This window comes from Natronoarchaeum sp. GCM10025321 (assembly GCF_042663585.1).
Taxonomy (GTDB): Archaea; Halobacteriota; Halobacteria; order Halobacteriales; family Natronoarchaeaceae; genus Natranaeroarchaeum.
This window is the reverse complement of the sequence record NZ_JBHTAN010000006.1, coordinates 844,502-863,229: the sequence shown is the minus strand read 5'-3', so window position 1 is coordinate 863,229 and position 18,728 is coordinate 844,502. Positions and strand designations below refer to the sequence as shown.

At 64.2% G+C, this 18,728-nt stretch carries 17 protein-coding genes; 6 read left to right on the top strand and 11 right to left on the bottom strand.

Features of this window, described 5'->3' with window-relative positions; all coding sequences use genetic code 11:
• Window positions 1–20: 20 nt before the first annotated feature.
• On the top strand, window positions 21–986 hold the full coding sequence (locus tag ACFQL3_RS07225) for an aldo/keto reductase (protein WP_377052769.1): 966 nt from the start codon (window positions 21–23) through the stop codon (window positions 984–986).
• Window positions 987–999: 13 nt separating this feature from the next.
• On the opposite strand, the gene ACFQL3_RS07220 is transcribed toward ACFQL3_RS07225, so the two are convergent.
• Window positions 1,000–1,602: a hypothetical protein gene (locus tag ACFQL3_RS07220; protein WP_377052767.1), complete on the bottom strand. Its 603-nt coding sequence runs from the start codon at window positions 1,600–1,602 to the stop codon at window positions 1,000–1,002.
• 106 nt (window positions 1,603–1,708) lie between these two features.
• On the opposite strand from ACFQL3_RS07220, the gene hflX reads away from it, so the two are divergent.
• Both hflX and ACFQL3_RS07210 read left to right on the top strand, forming a co-directional pair.
• Complete coding sequence (gene hflX, locus ACFQL3_RS07215) at window positions 1,709–3,007, top strand: GTPase HflX (protein WP_377052765.1); 1,299 nt, start codon at window positions 1,709–1,711, stop codon at window positions 3,005–3,007.
• 40 nt (window positions 3,008–3,047) lie between these two features.
• Window positions 3,048–4,151: a CobW family GTP-binding protein gene (locus ACFQL3_RS07210; RefSeq protein ID WP_377052763.1), complete on the top strand. Its 1,104-nt coding sequence runs from the start codon at window positions 3,048–3,050 to the stop codon at window positions 4,149–4,151.
• Window positions 4,152–4,165: 14 nt separating this feature from the next.
• Here the strand turns inward: ACFQL3_RS07210 and ACFQL3_RS07205 are convergent, their stop codons facing one another.
• The 4 genes from ACFQL3_RS07205 to fdhF all read right to left on the bottom strand — a co-directional run bounded on the left by ACFQL3_RS07205 (window position 4,166) and on the right by fdhF (window position 9,899).
• Window positions 4,166–4,318, bottom strand: coding sequence for a hypothetical protein (locus ACFQL3_RS07205; RefSeq protein WP_377052761.1), 153 nt, complete (start codon window positions 4,316–4,318; stop codon window positions 4,166–4,168).
• Between the two features lie 334 nt (window positions 4,319–4,652).
• On the bottom strand, window positions 4,653–5,822 hold the full coding sequence (locus tag ACFQL3_RS07200) for a glutathione-independent formaldehyde dehydrogenase (protein WP_377057050.1): 1,170 nt from the start codon (window positions 5,820–5,822) through the stop codon (window positions 4,653–4,655).
• A gap of 135 nt (window positions 5,823–5,957) precedes the next feature.
• Complete coding sequence (locus ACFQL3_RS07195) at window positions 5,958–7,703, bottom strand: aldehyde ferredoxin oxidoreductase family protein (RefSeq protein ID WP_377052759.1); 1,746 nt, start codon at window positions 7,701–7,703, stop codon at window positions 5,958–5,960.
• Between the two features lie 84 nt (window positions 7,704–7,787).
• Window positions 7,788–9,899, bottom strand: coding sequence for a formate dehydrogenase subunit alpha (fdhF, locus tag ACFQL3_RS07190; protein WP_377052757.1), 2,112 nt, complete (start codon window positions 9,897–9,899; stop codon window positions 7,788–7,790).
• A 135-nt stretch (window positions 9,900–10,034) separates the two neighbouring features.
• Here fdhF and ACFQL3_RS07185 point away from each other — a divergent pair, with 135 nt between their 5' ends.
• Together ACFQL3_RS07185 and ACFQL3_RS07180 are read left to right on the top strand one after the other, a co-directional pair.
• A complete protein-coding gene (locus tag ACFQL3_RS07185; protein WP_377052755.1) occupies window positions 10,035–10,592 on the top strand; it encodes a hypothetical protein in 558 nt (185 codons plus the stop codon).
• Between the two features lie 50 nt (window positions 10,593–10,642).
• Complete coding sequence (locus ACFQL3_RS07180; protein WP_377052753.1) at window positions 10,643–11,254, top strand: molybdenum cofactor guanylyltransferase; 612 nt, start codon at window positions 10,643–10,645, stop codon at window positions 11,252–11,254.
• Window positions 11,255–11,278: 24 nt separating this feature from the next.
• Here the strand turns inward: ACFQL3_RS07180 and yqeC are convergent, their stop codons facing one another.
• The 5 genes from yqeC to ACFQL3_RS07155 form a co-directional block, all read right to left on the bottom strand.
• The gene (gene yqeC / locus ACFQL3_RS07175) at window positions 11,279–12,025 is read right to left on the bottom strand and encodes a selenium cofactor biosynthesis protein YqeC (RefSeq protein WP_377052751.1); all 747 of its coding nucleotides are present in this window, start codon (window positions 12,023–12,025) and stop codon (window positions 11,279–11,281) included.
• A 10-nt stretch (window positions 12,026–12,035) separates the two neighbouring features.
• The gene (gene moaC, locus ACFQL3_RS07170) at window positions 12,036–12,542 is read right to left on the bottom strand and encodes a cyclic pyranopterin monophosphate synthase MoaC (protein ID WP_377052749.1); all 507 of its coding nucleotides are present in this window, start codon (window positions 12,540–12,542) and stop codon (window positions 12,036–12,038) included.
• Window positions 12,535–13,977 (bottom strand): NAD(P)H-hydrate dehydratase, encoded by a 1,443-nt coding sequence (locus ACFQL3_RS07165; protein ID WP_377052747.1) that lies wholly within the window; start codon window positions 13,975–13,977, stop codon window positions 12,535–12,537. The genes moaC and ACFQL3_RS07165 overlap by 8 nt, the downstream gene beginning before the upstream one ends.
• A 131-nt stretch (window positions 13,978–14,108) precedes the next feature.
• Window positions 14,109–16,250 (bottom strand): catalase/peroxidase HPI, encoded by a 2,142-nt coding sequence (gene katG, locus ACFQL3_RS07160; RefSeq protein ID WP_377052745.1) that lies wholly within the window; start codon window positions 16,248–16,250, stop codon window positions 14,109–14,111.
• Between the two features lie 306 nt (window positions 16,251–16,556).
• Window positions 16,557–16,832, bottom strand: a complete 276-nt coding sequence (locus ACFQL3_RS07155) for an acylphosphatase (protein ID WP_377052743.1) — start codon at window positions 16,830–16,832, stop codon at window positions 16,557–16,559.
• Window positions 16,833–16,919: 87 nt separating this feature from the next.
• Here ACFQL3_RS07155 and ACFQL3_RS07150 point away from each other — a divergent pair, with 87 nt between their 5' ends.
• Complete coding sequence (locus ACFQL3_RS07150; RefSeq protein WP_377052741.1) at window positions 16,920–18,080, top strand: HD domain-containing protein; 1,161 nt, start codon at window positions 16,920–16,922, stop codon at window positions 18,078–18,080.
• Here ACFQL3_RS07150 and ACFQL3_RS07145 read toward each other — a convergent pair.
• Window positions 18,077–18,646: an AAA family ATPase gene (locus tag ACFQL3_RS07145; protein ID WP_377052739.1), complete on the bottom strand. Its 570-nt coding sequence runs from the start codon at window positions 18,644–18,646 to the stop codon at window positions 18,077–18,079. The genes ACFQL3_RS07150 and ACFQL3_RS07145 overlap by 4 nt on opposite strands.
• Window positions 18,647–18,728 lie beyond the last annotated feature (82 nt).

The following is an 18,728-nucleotide window of genomic DNA, read 5'->3' as shown; positions in this document are numbered from 1 at the left end:
GACGGTGTCCACATAGTCGCATGCAGACGACACCGCTCGGTACGACCGGCGAAACGGTCAGTTCTCTCTGTCTCGGTCCGATGCTCTTTGGTACCGAGGTCGACCGCGCCACCTCGTTCGACCTGCTCGACCGGTACTACGAGGCGGGCGGACGCTTCCTCGACACGGCGAACAACTACGCGACGTGGATGGAGGGGTACGACGAACCCCAGAGCGAACCGCTCCTCGGCGAGTGGCTGAACGAGCGCGGCGTCCGCGAGGAGATGACCATCGCCAGCAAACTCGGCTTCAATTTCGGCGAGACACCACAGAGCCTCGCACCGGACGTTATCGAGGGAGAGATTGCGGGAAGCCTCGACCGTCTCGGCATCGACCAACTCGACCTGCTGTACGCCCACGTCGACGACTTCGACACGCCACAGGCGGAGACGATGCGCGCGTTCCAGCGCGCCGTCGATGCGGGCACGGTTCGCCATCTCGGAGCCAGCAACTTCCTCGGGTGGCGACTGGCCCGCGCGAACCGGATCGCCGAGGAGCAGGGCCTGACGCCGTACCAGTGCGTCCAGCCCCGCTTTTCGTACTACGCGCCCAACCGTGGGGCCGACTTCGGCGGGCAGGTGCAAGGAACCGACGAACTACTCTCCTACGCCGACCACGAGGACCTGACCGTCCTGCCGTACTCGCCGACCCTGAGTGGCTGTTACGGCCGCGACGACCGGGGCATCCCCGAGGGCTACGTCAATACCGAAAACCGGGTCAAACGCGATATCGTCGAGGAAATCGCCGACGAGAAGGCTCTGAACGGCAATCAGGTTGTGCTCGCGTGGCTACTCGACCGCGAACAGCCCACCGTCCCCGTCATCGGCGTCAGCACGCTGGAGCAACTCGACCAGAACATCGCCGCGCTCGACGTCGACTTTACGAAGGACGAACGCAGACGGCTCGATTCCGTCGAGACGATGGGGATCTACCCCTGGCGGAACTGAGGCTCCGAGGGACTCACGCCGCGGACGCCTCTACGACCAGGTCATCCGCCGACATCGCGACGTAGTAGCCACGAAAGGTTAGCTCGGTAGTGTCTCCCGCCGCCAGGTCGATCCGTTCCTCGGCGTGGACCGATGAGCCGTCGGGCGACGACACTGAGACGACAACGCGGCCGTCCTCGCTCTCGTTCGTCACAGTGGCGGTGAGGCTGGCCGGGCGCGCGTCGATCCAGTAGGTGTCGTATCCCGTAGCGATGCCCTCGAAGGATACCTCCCCTATCCCGGCTTCGTCGATTGTGATTCTTCGAACACGATCGGTGCTGCCGGTGTAGACCGTCCCGCCATCGGTTTCGTCCTCCGCACTCTCCAGCAGCGTCAGTGCGACGTCGACCTCGCCGGTGTTGCCTGCGTTCCCGACTCTCTCCGTGATCGGCGTGCTGTCCTCGGGGACCGGCGTGACGTCCAGCACGTCCCGCTCCGGCAGGTACGGGTCGGGATACCGAACCGATTCGACGACTGGCTCGGGCGCTTGCTCGTCACCGTCGTCCGACGACGAACAGCCGGCGAGCGGGACGGCAAAGAGGGCGCCGGACAGCGCGAGGAGTCGGCGGCGGTGCATAGCTCTGACGTATCACTCATCGAGGCTAAGTGTTTCGTCGATGCCGTACCGGCATTTAATACGCGTCGAGCGTCTATCCTCTGCTATAGCGGACAGGCTCACTCACATGAACGCGATAATCGCAAAACGCGTCGATTCCGGCACGCCAGATACGTCCGAGATCAGTGACCTCGCCCGTGCGGCGGGCTACACTGTCGTCGGCGAGGTAACTCAGACCCGGACTGAAGATCCAGCCCTCGGGATGGGCGAAGGGAAGGTCGAAGAACTGGCGGTGCTCGCCGCCCAGGAGGACGTCGAGGCCGTCATCTTCGACAACCGCCTCGATCCGTACCAGACCTACAACCTGGGACAGAAACTTCCGACGGGGATCGAGGTGATCGATCGCTTCACCCTGATCCTCGATATCTTCGGCCAGCGCGCCCAGACGCGCAAGGCCCAGTTACAGGTCGAACTCGCGGAGCTACGGTACGAACTTCCGCGAGCCGAAACCAAGGCCAGCCTGGCAAAACGCGACGAGCGGCCAGGCTTTATGGGTCTCGGCGAGTATGACGAGGGCCGCGAGCAGGACATCAAAAAGCAGATCAGCAACATCCGGGACGAACTCGAACAGATCGAGAAAACCGAGGCGAACCGGCGAAAGCAACGCCGGGAATCCGGGTTCGACCTCGTCGCGCTGGCGGGCTACACGAACGCCGGCAAGTCGACGCTGATGCGACAGTTAGCGTCCGATCTGGATGTCGACGAAAACGAGGAGCTTCATCCCGACCTCGACGCCACCGCGGAGTCGGAAGACCGCCTCTTCACTACGCTCGGGACGACGACCCGACAGATGGAGACGAGTCGGCGGGACGTCCTGCTGACCGACACGGTCGGCTTTATCAGTGATCTCCCCCACTGGCTCGTCGAGTCGTTCAAGTCGACGCTGGATCAGGTCTACCGGGCCGATCTGGTGTTGCTCGTCGTCGACGTCACCGATCCGGTCGAGGAGATCCGCGAGAAAGTCGTGACGAGTCACGACACCCTCTACGAGCGCAACGAAGCGCCGATCGTGACGGTGCTGAACAAGATCGACAAGGTCGACGACGAGGAACTCGCGGAGAAGCGCGCGGCGCTGTCGGCGCTCGCCCCGAACCCGGTCGCCGTGAGCGGGAAAGAGGGCGAGAACGTCGAGCGCCTGATCGAACGCATCGACCAGGAACTACCCGCATGGGAGCACGAACGACTCGTCATGCCGATGACCGACGAGACGATGAGCATCGTCTCGTGGATCCACGACAACGCACAGGTCAACGACGTGAACTACGGCGACGACGACGTGCTGGTCGATTTCGAGGCCAGACCGACGGTCGTCGAGCAATCGCGGGCGAAAGCGCGCGACCTCTCTCCGGCCGTCGAATCGGCCTGACGAGGGTGGGGCTTTTGCTTTCGGAGATGAACACGTACGTATGGGGGAGAACAACACGAACGCGATTCCGGTGACGGTAGTTTCTGGCTATCTGGGCGCGGGGAAGACGACATTGGTCAACTACCTCCTGTCGAACCCCGGCGACCGGAGGATAGCCGTCATCGTCAACGACATGGGAGAGGTGAACGTGGACGCGGATCTGATCGCCAGAGAAGGAGACGACGAAGAGGGTGTCGTCGACCTCTCGAACGGCTGTATCTGTTGTGAACTGGGTGACGACCTTGCGACGGAGGCGACACGGCTCGCGGAAAGCCGGGAGTTCGACGTGCTCGTCGTGGAGGCGTCGGGGATCAGCGAGCCAGTTCCCATCGCTCGAACGCTACTCGACATCGAGGACGACGCGGTGGCCGGGGGAGCCAGTCTCGAACTGGATACGATGGTGACCGTACTGGATAGTTTCGGCTTCTGGAAGGAGTTCGATCCGGAGGACCGTGAGCCAAACGAGGACGTCGAACGGCCGCTCTCGGCTGTGATGATCGACGAAATCGAGTTCTGTGACGTGTTGTTGCTCAACAAGACGGATACGCTATCGGAGGACGTCATCGACGAGATAGAGGAGACAGTTACCGAACTCCAGCCGCGTGCCCACATCGAGCGGACGGAGTACTCGGCGATCGATCCGGAACTCGTCCTCGATACGGGCCGGTTCGACTTCGAGGCGGCACAGCAGTCACAGGGCTGGAAACGGCAACTGAGCGGGGACGGCCACGACCACGAGGACGGGCATTCGGTGGCCGAGGCTCATGGGGTCAGTTCGTTCGTCTACCGCCAGCGACAGCCCTTCCACCCCGATCAGTTCGCCGACTGGCTCGACGACTGGACGGGCGATGTGATCCGGGCGAAAGGGATCTGTCGGATCGCTGGCCGAGACGACGACGTGATCGGGCTCAGTCAGGCCGGACCCTCCGTCGAGGCGGGACCCATCGGGACGTGGGACCCCGAACGAGACGACCCGCGAACGGAACTCGTCTTCATCGGACAATCACTCGACGAAGCACGCATAACCGACGAACTGGACGGCTGTCTGGCCCAGGAGGCGGACGGAGAAGACTGGCGGCCAGCGACGGATCCGTTCCCGCTGTAAGGCGGTTTCCCGCTCTAGCCCTCGAACGTCTCTCTGAGGTCGTCCCACTCCTCGTGGAAGCCGTGGGTCGATGCTGAGTCGGTCGACATTGCGGACTGGTACACGTCGTCGTATTCGAGCAACTGTGACCACCCCTCGCTGAACGCCGCCGTGCAGTACTTACACATACGATAGCGTTTACGGGAGAGAATATATGAGTTGGCCTGCCGGGTTCGATTTCGCAGGGTCCCTGTGAATATACAACGTGGGACAATAAATACTTATGCATGAGGTTCTAGGTACCGGGTGAGATAACCGATCGGCGGTAACGAGGTCAAGCATGAATTCGGCGAACTACATGGAGCAGGAAGGACAGTGGGTTGAACACGGTTGTAGTAAATGTGAGTGGGCGGCCTTCGCGGAAACGTTCCCCGAGGCTATCAAATCCTACCACTCACACCTAAAAGAACACCATCCGAAAGCCTGGCTGCAAGCCTAAAAAATCGAAGAGAGGGCGTCGCGCTACGGTTCGAGCAGCACTTTGATAACGCCTTCTTCGCGCGCGTCGAACTGCTCGTACATCTCGGGTGCTTCCTCCAGATCGACTCTGTGAGAGACCACCCACGACGGGTCGGCGCGCCCTTCGATGATCAGGTCGCGTAGCTGGCGGTTGTACTGTTTAACATTACACTGGCCAGTGCCGACTTTGAGACCCTTCTCGAAGAACTTGCCGAAGTCGATGCCGAGTCGACCCTGCGCGGCCATTTCGTCCGGCGCGCCGGGGTCTTCGGGGACGTACAGCCCCGGCACCCCGAGTTGACCGGTCGGACGGACGACCTTGATCAGCTGGTTCAGGACGACCGCCGGGTTCTCCTTGGCCGGGTCGTACGCGTACTCATCGGTATCGGTGTCGACGTCATCGGGATCGGTCGCCTGATAGCCGACCGCGTCGACGCCTTTGTCGACCTCGCCGCCGTGTTCATCGATGATCTGCTCGACCGGATCTCCTTCGGTGAAGTTGATCGACGTCGCATCACAGTGCTCTTCGGCGAGTTCCAGTCGGCTCGGCACCTGATCGACAACGTAGATTTCCGACGCGCCCTTGATACTGGCGCTGTAGGCGGCCATCAGCCCGACCGGTCCGGCACCGAAGATAGCAACGGACTCTCCGGGCTGGAGATTCGCCAGCTCGGTCCCGTGCCAGCCCGTCGGGAAGATGTCGGCCAGCAGTGCGAACGCGTCCTCGTGTTCCTCTCCCTCGGGCAGTTTGAGCGCGTTGAAGTCCGCGTACGGAACGCGCAGTTTCTCCGCCTGCCCGCCTTTGTACGGTCCCATCGCGACGTATCCGTACGCCCCACCGGCAAAGCCGGGGTTGACGTTCGTACAGAATCCGGTGAATCCATCCTCGCAGTTCTGACAGAACCCGCAGGCAACGTTGAACGGCAGGACGATCCGGTCGCCCTCCTCCAGCGTACTGACGGCCTCACCGACTTCGCTCACGACCCCCATGTTCTCGTGACCAAAGACGATGCCGGGTTCCGCCGCAGTGCGGCCCTCGTACATGTGGAGGTCGGACCCACAGATGGCCGACGTAGTGATATCTATCACGACATCGTTCGGATGTTGAATTTCCGGTTCATCTACCTCTTCGATCGCTACGTCGTATTCCCCTTGGTATACGACAGCATTCATTGACATATTGTAACTCCCCCTGCACGGAATGTTTCCACAGATCAACTATTATAGTTATTTCAGGCGATCTGAGAGTACCATCTCGAATATATTAACGAATATAGTGGGTTAATATATGCTTGCATCCCTCGGGGATCAGATATCGGACTGCACCGGCAACCCATTTAAGCCGTTCCTGTCGACGTTATCCAGTCCGACACGGTCCAGTAGCGTACGCGTCGGGCGGCCGTCGGCGGTCCACTCGCGGACCTCGTAGTATCGGTCGAGCGTCGTCTCGAACGATTCGGGATCGATGCCGTCGTCTCCGGCGAGCGAGGGCGGGAGCGCGTCGTCTGCTCTGTCGAACCCCTCGCGGACGTTGAACAGGCGCGTGAGCGTCCAGATGCGTTCGCCGACAGTGCGCAGGTCGGTATCGGGGACGACGCCGGCCGCAGCAAGCCACTCCGCCCCGAGGTCGCTGAACACGGGCGCGACGAAGTCGTCGAGGACGAGACTCCAGAGGACCGCTCTGCGGTCTTGCTCCTCGGCCACGGCAGTTGCGACGCGCTCTGGCGTCCAGCCGTCCTCGAACACTTCGTTCTCGATGGGGAGTGCTCGGCGGTGGCAGGCACCTCGATCACTGGTGGCGTACGCGAGCGCCATACTCGGCGCTCCCCGGGGATCGTAGGCGGGCAGTGCCATCGCCTTGACCGTCGGGACGAGTTCTCGCCCACCGAACCGGTGTGCCGCCGCATCGATCCCCTCGGCCAGAACGTCACCGAGGGGCGTGTCACGGGTCGCGATCTCTTGGAGTAGCCGTCGCGCCCCGACGGGATCACCGAAGTCGATCTTCCTGTCCAGTATACCGTCTTCGCTCGCCCTGATCGTCCAGGCGACTGCACTGCCGGCGCTGATCAGGTCGATGCCGAGGTCGTCACAGAGCGCGCCCAGTTCGACGACGGCATCGAACTCGTCGATACCGAGGCCCGCGCCGAGCGACATCGCAGTCCCGCCGCGCGGGACGCTCTCTCCGGTGTCGGTCTCGATACGGAAGTCGCCCGGTGCGGCGTCGTCAGGTCGTTCGCGCTCGGTGGCGTGTTCCCGGACGGCTTCGATTCCCACGGCATCGACGTCGTCGACGCCGCGTTGCTGCCACCCCTCGGCGGCGAGCGCACCGACGGCGTCGGCGAAATCGATGCTCTCGACCGTGCCGCTGGCCCGGTGCCAGCCGGTTGCCGCGTCGCTCTCGTAGCGCTCCTCGTAGCGCTCCCGAAGCGTCTCCAGACCGGTCGGGGGGTCGCCCCGTGCGACGACCGTTTTCAGACGCTTGGCCCCGAGTACCGCACCGGCACCGCCCCGCCCTGCGTGGTGCTCGCCAGCGTCAGAGGCAATCGTCGCGTAGGCCACGCGCCCTTCGCCTGCGGGGCCGATACAGGCGACTGCCCCGTCGTGGCTCTCCGCGGTCGAAACGGTGTCCTCGCCCCAGTTGTCGCTCGGTTCGAGGGTAGCGTCGCCGGACTCGATGTCGAGCCGAAGCGGTTCGCTCGCCTCGCCTTCGACCAGCACCCCGATATGGTCGTCGAGTGCTCCAGCCAGTACTGCCGGGAACTCCCCGCCACCGTAGGAATCCAGGAAGGTTCCAGTCAGCGGTGACTTCGTGACGGCGGCGTACCGGGCGTCGCCCGGCAGGACGCCGGTGAGCGGGCCCAGCATGAACAGGACGACGTTCTCCGGACCGAGGGGATCGGTACCCGGGGCCAGTTCGTCGTAGAGGTAGCGTGCGCCGAGTCCTTTGCCTCCAATGAACTTCCGTAGCCACGGCTTCGGGACGCGCTCGCTCGTCACGGACCGCGTCGAGAGGTCCACGCGGAGGAGCCGGTCGGGCGTGAGTGGCTCCGTCATCGGTACGCCAGTCGGGACTCTCGGTTCGGTCCCACCCGGGAGTTCCCGGGCGGGGCGTGTCCGCACCGCTCGTGAGCGATCACGTCAGTCGTCCGCGGGTGATTCGTCGGCTGGCTCGATACCGACGTCGACCTCGGCTGCTGCAGCCTTGTACTCGGGGATCTTCGCCCGCTCGTCGAGGACGTTGTTCGTCAGGACGTTCGCGGACGCCTCGGCGAAGTGTGGCGTCGTCCAGACCGAGCCCTCCTTGATGTCAGTCGTGACCTGCGCTTTCAGCGTGATCTCACCCCGTCGGGATTTCAGAGTGACGTAATCGCCGTCCTCGATACCGTACCGCTCGGCGTCCTCGGGGTGGACGTCGACGAAGTTCTCGGGGTGCTGGCGCTTGAGCGTCGGCGAGCGTCGACTCATCGTCCCCGTGTTGTAGTGCTCTTCGAGGCGTGCGGTGGTGAGCGTGAGCGGGTACTCCTCGTCGGGCACCTCCCTCGGTGGCTGGTGGACGACACCCTCGATCTGACCGAGTCCGTTCTCGGTGTCGAAGGATTCCTCGTAGAGGAACGGATCGCCCTCGTCACCGATCTCGTAGCAAGGCCAGTGGAGGCCCTCCTCGCCGAGCAGTTCGTAGGTCATTCCGTGATAGCTCGGACAGACCTGCCGGAGCTCCTCGAAGACGGCTTCGACGTCCTCGAACCGGAACGTCTCCTCGTCGAACAGCCGACTGCCCATCTCCATCAGGATCTCGAGGTCGTGTTTCGTGTTCTCGTGGACCTTGTCGACGCCGCGCATCCGCTGGACGCGCCGGTCGGTGTTCGTGACGGTGCCGTCGCGCTCGGCCCAGGTCGTCGCCGGCAAGATCACGTCGGCGAACTTGGCTGTCTCCGTCATGAAGATGTCCTGGAGGACCATGAACTCCAGTTCCTCGAAGCGCTCTCGCACCTCGTTGGCATCCGGTTCGGACATCACTGGGTTCTCGCCCATGATGTAGAGTCCGTGAACGGAGCTTCCCGCGGCGTTCGAGATTTCGACGTTGGTCAGTCCGGGTTCGTCCGGTATCTCGAAGCCCCATTCCTCTTCGACGCTCTCGCGGGCCTCGTCGTCGTCGACTAGCTGGTAGCCCGGCAGGACGTTCGGCATCGCACCGACGTCACAGGTCCCCTGCACGTTGTTCTGGCCGCGCAGCGGGTTCACGCCCGTGCCGGGGCGGCCGAGATTACCGGTGGTCAGCGCGAGGTTGATCTCGTTCTGGACGTTGTCGACGCCACAGGCGTGCTGGCTCATCCCCATTCCGGTGAAGATGGCCGCGTTGTTCGCCTTCGCGTACTTCTCCGCGGCGAGTTCGATATCTTCGAGCGGGACGCCACACTGCTCGGCGGCCTCCTCCTTGTCGAAGTCCTCTAGCGTCTCCTTCAGGTCGTCGAACCCTTCCGTCCGCTCGGCGATGAACTCCTCGTCGATCCAGTCGTTCTCCAGAACGGTCTTGAGTACGATATTCAGGAGCGGGATGTCGGTTCCCGGATTCAACTGGAGATGCATGTGGCGGTCGGTCTCGTCGATACTGAACGACCGGGTGGTCTTGTTGGCGTGTGGGTCGACCTGGATGACGGTGGCCCCCTCCAGAACGGCCTGTCGGAAGTACTGGCTGTTGGCGATGGGGTGCTGTTCGCCGGGGTTCGCCCCCTGGATCCAGAACACGTCGGCGGCCTCCTCGAGGTCCGCCATGCTGTTGGTCATTGCGCCCGCACCCAGACTCGTCCGGAGCGCCCACACCGTCGAGGCGTGACACATCCGCGTGCAGTTGTCGACGTTGTTGGTGCCGTAGCGGCGGGCGAGTTTCTGGAGCAGGTAGTTCTCCTCGTTCATCGTCTTCGAGGAGCCGTAAAAGCCCATGGCGTCCGGGTTGTACTCGTCCCGGATGTGTTCCATCTCCGAAACGATCCGGTCGTACGCTTCCTCCCACGATGCCTCCCGGAACTCGCCGTCCTCCTTGATCATCGGGTCTGTCAGACGGTCCTCGTGGTCGACGACCTCTGTCGCCGCGCCGCCCTTGATACAGACGCGCCCCTCGTTGACCGGTGCGTCGCCCCACGGCATGAAGCGAACGTCGCCCGGTTCATCGCCTTGCTGCACTTTGATTCCGCAGCCGACACCACAGTACGGACAGATCGTTTTGACTGGTTCTTGGTTATCGCTTGACATAGTTGAAGCCTCCCTGTTGAGGTGCCTATGATATATAATGACAGTTCAGCACTCATCAAGTTATCCTACGATATCTGACTAGTTATGGATCAGATGGGGCAATGCTCACAACGCCGGCGCTCGACACTGGACACGATGGAGCTAACTCGAGCGCTCATCGAACAATCAGCGACGGAGTACGAACGGGACGCGCCGTTTTATACGGTCGAGCAGGAGTCCATCGAGACGCTTCCCGCGGCGTTCAAGAACGGTGAGTTCGGCCGCCGGGACGCCATCTGGATCGTCGAGTGGTACTACCGCCGCGAACTGGGCGCGGTCTCGAACCGCGAGCGACGCGCCCTCGAAGACGAGTTCGAGGAGAACGACCGGCGGGAGATAAAACGGGCAGTCGTCGACGCCGCGAACGCAGACACGCTCGACGCCGCAACCGATTCTCTCACTGCGCTCTCCGGCGTGGACATCACCGTTGCATCGGCGTTCCTGTTCTTTATCGATCCCGACCGCTATCTCGTCGTCAGCGAGACGGAGTGGGACGTCCTGCACGACGCCGACTACCTCTCGGAGCCATACCCCGATCCGCCCACGCTCGACCAGTACAGGGAGTATCTCGACGTCTGTCAGGGACTCGCCGACCGGTTCGACTGCGACCTCTGGACGCTATATCAGGCTCTCCGACAGCTTTCTGATCGCTGAGAGCCGCGGCTCCCACAGGGGCTTTTACCCCGCAAGTCGATAGTCGGAGTATGTCTACGGCCGTGATTATCGCAGGGGGACGCTCGACGCGCTTTGGCGACCAGGACAAAGCCGTTGCCGACCTCGGGGGGACGCCGATGATCCGGCGCGTCGCAGACGCCGTCGCGGAGGAGGTCGACTCGGTCGTCATCAACTGCCGGGCCGACCAGCGTGCGGCGATAAAGTCGGCGATGGCTGGCTACGATGCCCCCGTCAGTATCGCCGAGGACGAACGCCCCGATGCCGGGCCGACAGCAGGGATGATGACCGGCCTCCGCGCCGTCGATTCCGGGTACGCCTTCGTCGTCGCCTGCGACATGCCCTTCGTCGACCCCTCGTTCGTGGAGTTCCTGTTCGACCGCGCCGCAGGCCACGACGGCGCAGTTCCGCTACTCGATGATGGCTGGTACCAGACCACGCAGGCCGTCTACCGCGCCGAGGCGATGGCGGATGCCTGTGAGCGCGCCCTCGACGCCGGTGAGCGGAAGGTTCTCGCCGCACTCGACCGGATCGAGTACGTCACGGTGGAGGAAGACGCGGTTCGCGATCACGCCGACCTGCAGACGTTCAGAAACCTCAATACGAACGAAGAGTTCGACGAGGCGACCGCCGAGTTCGAGTGAGTCCGGTCCGTGTTTCCGGGCCGGTCAGTCGAGGAGTTCGCGAACCGGGTCCTCCTCGATCATCGCAGTGAGCGCAACGGCGTCGATCCGTGGCTCCTCGCGGACCCGCGTCCCGATCTCTCTCGCTACGTCGAGGGCCGCCGCATCGTCGACCATGTTGACGACTGCGATCACGGTAGCGCTCTCGGGAACGCCCTTGAGCGCACCGAAATCGCTCGTCAGGACGCCCGCGACGGTCTGAGGGCGGATCTCGTCGCCGACCGATAGGTCCGTGATCGCCGCCACGCGCTCGGGCCGGTGGACGTACTCGTCAGTGAGCGGTTTGCCGACCGCCCGGATGCTCGCGATGGGGAGGACGGTATCCGCCCCGGCGGGGATCTGCGGTTCGTGTTCGGCGGGCGCTTTCAGCAGTCGCGTCCGTGCGCCGTCGGCCTTCACGAGTATCGGCGCTTCGACGTCCGCGTCGGCGAGCGCGTCGACGGTCTCGGGGTCGTAGCCCAGATACCGGTCCTCGCGCTCGCGCTCCGGGACGAGACCGAGCGGCCACTCGTCGGTCTCGCGGGCCGCCGTGATCGGATCCTCGGTCACGACGACTTCGGAGACCTGGCTGTCGAAGATCGGAATCCGAACCGTCGCGGTGACGATGGCCCGGTCGAGTCGGTTCGCAAGCGCGTACAGCGTCGTCTTCTTGCCGCCCGCGCCGACGACGCAGACGAGGCCCGAGCGAGCGTCGAGCGCGTCGGCCAGTGGCGGTGGATCGAGAACAGTCATCGCTGGATACTCACAGTCGCTCCTTACGTTTCTGTGCGACGTGTACGTTCTCGATTCTGGTGTCCGGATACTGGCCGTCGGCGTCCTTCTCGGCGGCTTTGACCATGTCCCAGACGACGTTCAGACCGGTCGTCACACCTTCGAGGGCTTCCATCTCACAGCCGGTCTTCCCGGTGGTCTCGACGGCGACGGCGAGGCCGACGCGGTCGTCTTCGACCTCGAAATCCACGTCGACGTTCGAGACCGGGATCTGGTGGCACAGTGGAATCGTCTCCCAGGTGTGTTTGACCGCCTGTATCGCGCCGATCCGCGCCGTCGCCAGCACGTCGCCCTTCTCTACGTCGTCGGCCCGGATCGCCTCGACCGTTGACGGCTGAAGCCGGATCGCGCCCTCGGCGACGGCCCGGCGGTCGCTGTCGGGCTTGTCGCCCACGTCGACCATCTGCGCATCGCCGGAGTCGTCGACGTGCGTTAGTTCGTCGGCCGGGGTCTCGGTCGCACCGTCCTCCTCACTCATCGCCATCACCCCACAGCGCCCGGGCGACCAGCGGTGGGAGATCAGTGGCGACCAGCCCGTAGCCGTGATCTTCGACGGCCAGATCGCCCGCAGTGCCGTTCGCGTACGCCGCGATGCCCGCGGCCTGTACGGAGTCGTCGAGCGTCGCGACCAGGGCGGCGGTGACCCCAGCCAGCACGTCACCCGTGCCCCCGACGGTCATGCCGGGGTTGCCCGTTCTGTTGACTCGCGTTCGCTCGCCGTCGCTCACGATGTCGTAGGCACCCTTGACCAGTAGTGTCGCGCCGACCTCTCCGGCGAAGGCTTCGACGGCGTCGGCGCGCTCGCGCCAGTCCTCCTCGCGCGGGCCGCCCATCGCCGCCAGTTCGCCCTGATGGGGCGTGCAGACGAGCTGTGCGTCGGTCTCGACATCCGGGACGACCCGGACCGGATCGGCGTCGACGACCGCGCGCCCGTCGTAGGATGCGAGGAACTCGCTGACAGCGTCGAGGCTCCCTTCGGCGGTACCCAGTCCGGGGCCGACGAGCACCGTGTCGACGTCCGCGGCGAGCGAGAGCAAGGTGTCGACGTGGACCGGCGCGATACGGTCGCCGGGCAGGGCCTCGACAATGAGGTTCTCGGAGTAGCCCGCGACGGCGTCGGCGACTGATTCGGGCGTCGCGACGTAGACCAGATCCGCGCCGGCGCGGAGGGTGGCGTGCGCGGAGAGCGCGGGTGCGCCGGAGTAGGGGCCACCGCCGATTACCAGCACCGTGCCGTGGTCGCCCTTGTGGCTCTGCGGATCGCGCGCGAGCGAGTGCAGGTCGCCGCGTTCGACGAACAACTCGGCGGCCGCGGGGATGCCGATATCGGCCACCGTGATATCGGCGTCGACTGCTTCGAGCCCCGGCTTCGCGTCGTGAAACGTCACTACGTGATCGGCCTCGACTACGACGCCCGGCGCATTGCCCGTGTCCGCGTCGACACCGGAGGGGACGTCGACCGAGAGGACCGTCGCATCGCTCGCGTTGATCGCTTCGGCGGCGCTCGCGGCCGGTTCTCGCAGTGCGCCGGTGACGCCAGTGCCCAGCATCGCGTCGACCACGACGTCCGCGTCGGGCAGTGCGATCTGGGCCGAGTCTCTGACCGCCTCGATATCGTACTCGCCCTGCCGCAGAGCATCCCAGTTCTCCCGTGCGATATCGGTCGTGATGGTCTCTGCCCGGCCCAGCAGGTGGACCGAGACGTCGTATGCGTCGAGAAAGCGCGCCGCGACGAAGGCGTCGCCGCCGTTGTTGCCCCGGCCGGCGACGACGACGACTCGGGTACCCCGCTCGGCGACGTCTCGGACGGCCTGGGCGACGGCGTTACCGCTCGACTCCATGAGCTGTTTCCGCGGGACGCCAAGCGCCTCGGCGTTCGCGTCTACCGCGGCCATGCGCTCGCTCGTGATCATATAGCGAGGTTCGGCGTCCGGCGACAAAACGATGCTGGAGGCTCGGCGTCGACAGCGAAAAAACAGAAGCCGAGACAGGAGATCGGGACCGGGCGTTGTCGGGAGATACCAGCCCGGATTCCGGGCCGTGATTACTCGAGATCGAACCGGTCGAGAGTCATCACTTTGGTCCACGCATCCACGAAGTCATGCACGAATTTCTCCTCTGCGTCGTCGGCACCGTAGGCTTCCGCGAGCGCCCGAAGCCGGGAGTTCGAACCGAAGATGAGGTCCACGCGGGTGCCTCTCCACCTGACTTCGCCCGTCTCACGGTTGCGCCCCTCGAACACGTTCTCGGAGTCCGGGGCCGCTTCCCACTCCGTATCCATATCGAGCAGGTTCACAAAGAAGTCGTTGGTCAGCGTCTCCGGTCGGTCAGTGAACACACCGAGGTCGGTATCCTGATAGGTGGCGTTCAGTGCGCGCATGCCGCCGACCAGAACCGTCATCTCGTCGGCCGCCAGATTCAGCAGTTCCGCGTTGTCAACCAGTACTTCCTCGGCCGGTCGGTCGGCGTCGCTGCCGAGGTAGTTACGGAACCCGTCCGCCGCCGGTTTGAGCGCGTCGAACGAGTCGACGTCGGTCTGTTCCTGCGAGGCGTCCGTCCGTCCCGGCTCGAACGGGACATCGACGTCGTAGCCGGCGTCTTCCGCAGCCTGCTCGATGGCCACAGAGCCACCCAGAACGATCAGGTCAGCGAGCGAGACTCGCGTCCCGTCGGACTGTGTGCTGTTGAACTCTGTCTGGATCCCTTCCAGGGTCTCCAGCACGGTGTCCAGTTGTTCCGGCTCGTTCGCCTCCCAGTGCTTCTGGGGTTCGAGGCGGAGACGGGCACCGTTTGCGCCGCCGCGTTTGTCGCTGTCGCGGTACGTCGACGCCGAGGCCCATGCGGTCTTGACCAGTTGGGGCACGGACAGGTCCGAGTCGAGGATCTCCTCTTTGAGTGCGGCGACATCGTCCTGCCCGATCAGGTCGTAGTCGGCTTCGGGGATGGGGTCCTGCCACAGCATCTCCTCGTCCGGAACCTCGGGACCGCGGAACCGGGTCGGCGGGCCCATGTCGCGGTGGATCAGTTTGTACCACGCCTTTGCGAAGGATTGCTGGAACTCGTCGGGGTTCTCGCGGAAGCGCTCGACGATCTCCCGGTACTCGGGGTCTTCCTTGAGCGCGATGTCCGTCGTCATCATCATGGGCGCGTGTTTCTCCGACGGATCGTGGGCGTCCGGGACGGTGTCCTGTGCGGCTTCGTCTGTCGGTGCCCACTGTACCGCACCACCGGGGCCTTCCTCTACCTCCCACTCGTAGTCGAGCAGGTTGTCGAGGTAGGAGGTGTCCCACATCGTCGGCGTGCCGTTCCAGGCGCCCTCGATGCCGCTGGTGATCGTGTCGGGACCTTTGCCGGTGCCGTGGTCGTTCTCCCAGCCGAGGTCCTGCGCGTCGATAGGGGCCTCTTCCGGGATTGGCCCGAGGTCTTCGTCGTCGGCACCGTGGGATTTGCCGAACGTGTGGCCTCCGGCGATGAGCGCGACGGTTTCCTCGTCGTTCATGGCCATGAGGCCGAACGACTCACGGATGTTCGCGGCCGACGCAAGCGGGTCCGGCTCACCGTTCGGTCCCTCGGGGTCCACGTAGATCAGCCCCATCACGCTGGCCCCGACTGGCTCGTCGAGCTGTCCCTCCTCGTTACGACGCTCGGACTGGTGGGCCTCGAACTCCTCCTCGGGCCCCCAGTTGACGGATTCGTCGGGCTTGAACGCATCCTCGCGCCCGCCGGCGAAGCCGAACGTCTCGAATCCCATCGACTCCAGGGCGCAGTTCCCGGCCAGGACGATCAGGTCGGCCCACGAGAGTTTGCGGCCGTACTTCTGCTTGACCGGCCAGAGCAAGCGGCGCGCCTTGTCGAGGTTCGCGTTGTCCGGCCAGCTGTTGAGGGGTGCAAACCGCTGGGTTCCGCCGGACGCGCCGCCGCGGCCGTCGGTGGTTCGGTACGTACCGGCGCTGTGCCACGCCATCCGAATAAACAACGGGCCGTAGTGGCCGTAGTCAGCCGGCCACCACTCCTGTGATGTCGTCATCACCTCTTCGATGTCCGTCTTCACGGCCTCGAGGTCGAGTGTCTCGAACTCCGTGCCGTAATCGAACTCCTCGCCCATCGGATCGGCCTGGCGGGCGTTCTGGTCGAGAATCTCCAAGTTCAGCTGATTCTGCCACTGGTCTGGGTCGGACCAATTCATCACCGGCGATTTGCAGTCTTTCGCGTATTAATCTTGTCTAACTCACTGACAATGTCTTTGTTAACCTCTAAGCAGTCTGTCGAATGTATTATTATGTTCGAGTGACTGCTTTACAGTCTCACGGACGTGTTTGTTCAGAACAAGCAGGCTGGAATAAATATGGGCATAGGACGATTGACTACACGCTTGGAGTCTTGTACGCCTGACTTCAATTTCTGGAGCAGAAAGCTTCGGAAACTATCGTCGGACCGTGCGAGAGTTGCAGTATCCAGTAGCCGGCCCTATTGGTCGTATTACGGCCGACCGCTAGTACCGGATCCGGAAGCCGTCCTCTCCCTGTGGCTCCTCGTACTCCACGTCGACGTCCTCGACAGTCGCTGCGGGACTGCCAGTGTGACACCATTCGACCATCTCTTCGATGGCCTCTTCGGGGCCTTCGAAAACTGCCTCGACGCGGCCGTCGTCGAGGTTCCTGACCCAGCCGTCGACAGCGTTCGATTCCGCCGTCTCTTTGGTCGTCGCCCGGTAGAAGACGCCCTGGACACGACCGGAGACGAACACGTGTGCGCGAGTTCGCGTCATACTCGAAGATGGATCGCCAGCGATCAAAAATGATGGGGCGCACGGCGAGTCGAAAACGAAATGCACCGGGGGTTCGTCCACCCCACAATGAAGCCGATCAAGGACAGCGTCCACGACTACATCGCGCTCGGTCCGGAGGCGGAAGCGCTGGTCGACACCCCGACCGTCCAGCGGCTTCGCCACGTCAAGCAACTCTCTACCGTTCGGCTGGTTTTTCCCGCGGCCAACCACACCCGGTTCGAGCATAGCCTCGGCGTCTACCACCTCGCCGACACCGCTATCGGACATCTCGACGTCGACGCCGACACCGCGGCCCACCTCCGCGCCGCGGCGCTCCTCCACGACGTGGGCCACGGCCCCTACGGCCACCAGACCGAGGAGGTAATTCACCGCCGGACCGGGAACGATCACGACGATGTTGGCTGGCTACTGACCGATCCCGACCGCCCCGTCTGTCAGGCACTGGAGGGCCTCGACCTCGATCCGGAGCGCGTCGCCACGCTCGTCGCCGGTGAAGGCCGACTCGGTTCGCTCGTCTCGGGCGAACTCGACGTCGACCGGATGGACTACCTCTCCCGGGACGCCCACCACACCGGCGTCCCCTACGGCGCAATCGACCACGGACGCCTCGTCCGCGAACTCCGACTGGAGAACGGCCACCTCGCTCTCGGCGAGGGCAACGTCGCGACGGCCGAGTCGATGCTGTTCTCGCGGGCGCTGATGAACGCTATCGTCTACCGTCATCACGTCTCCCGGATCGCCGGTGCGATGCTCGACCGGGCCTGTGAGCAGTATCTAGACGCCACCGAGACCGGAATCGAGTCGTTCCGACGGATGGCCGACCACGACCTGCTGGTCGCACTGGCCGAGCACGTCCCGACGCTCGGCCGGCGACTGGAGCACCGCGACCTCTACAAACGCGCCGTCTGGACGGGCATCGAAAACGTCCCCCGAGAGATCACGGACGTGGACTACGAGGACGAACGGCAGGCCGAGCGCGAGATCGCCGAAGCGGCAGGCGTCGACCCCGCCGCAGTGATCGTCGACATCCCCGACCGTCCGCGACTCAAGGAATCATCGACGAGCGTCGTCGTCGACGGCGTCGTCCAGCAACTGGAGGACGCCTCGGAGTTGGTCCGTGGTATCCGGATGGCCGAGCGGGCGCGCTGGCGCCTCGGCGTCTACGCTCCCGAAGAACAGACGCAGTCGGTCGAACGCGCCGCCCGGGACGTGCTGGGCCTTCGCTAGGTATCGGGAAACGTCCGGGCGACCTGCTCGCGGGTCTCCTGCTCCGTACCGGAGTTGTCGATGGCGACGTGGTACATCTCGATAGGGTGGAACTCCTCGCGGAACTGGTGGTACACCTCGACATCCGCGTCGCTCATACCGCCCTCACGGTCGGCGATGCGCTCCTCTGCAACCGAGCGCTCGCAGACGACTTCGAGCAGGCGAAACCGTGCGCCCGCTTCCTCCGCGATTTCCCGGACAGTGCGTCGACGGTCGCGCGCTGCAAACGTCCCGTCGAGAACGGCTGATTCGCCCGCCTCGACCGTCTGCCTGGTTCGGTCGAGCAGTTCGCGGTAGACGCTCGCTATCTCCTCGTCGGTGTACTGGGGGTCGTCGTACAGTTCCTTGCGGACCACGTCGGTTCGAAGGCGTCGCACCCCGAGGCGCTCCGCGACCACCGCCCCGACAGTCGACTTGCCCACGCCGGGAAGCCCACAGAGCACGACGAGCCACGGGTCGTCGCCGCCCGCCGGTTCGCCGTCTTCACCCTGCGCTGTTGCCTCGCCGTCGCTGTGGTCTCCGGACATACTGTATTCCGACCCAGGTGCCGGGTCTTGCTGTCACGTCGGACCAGCGGGTGCAAAATAGCTTCGACTACGCCGGGAGCGG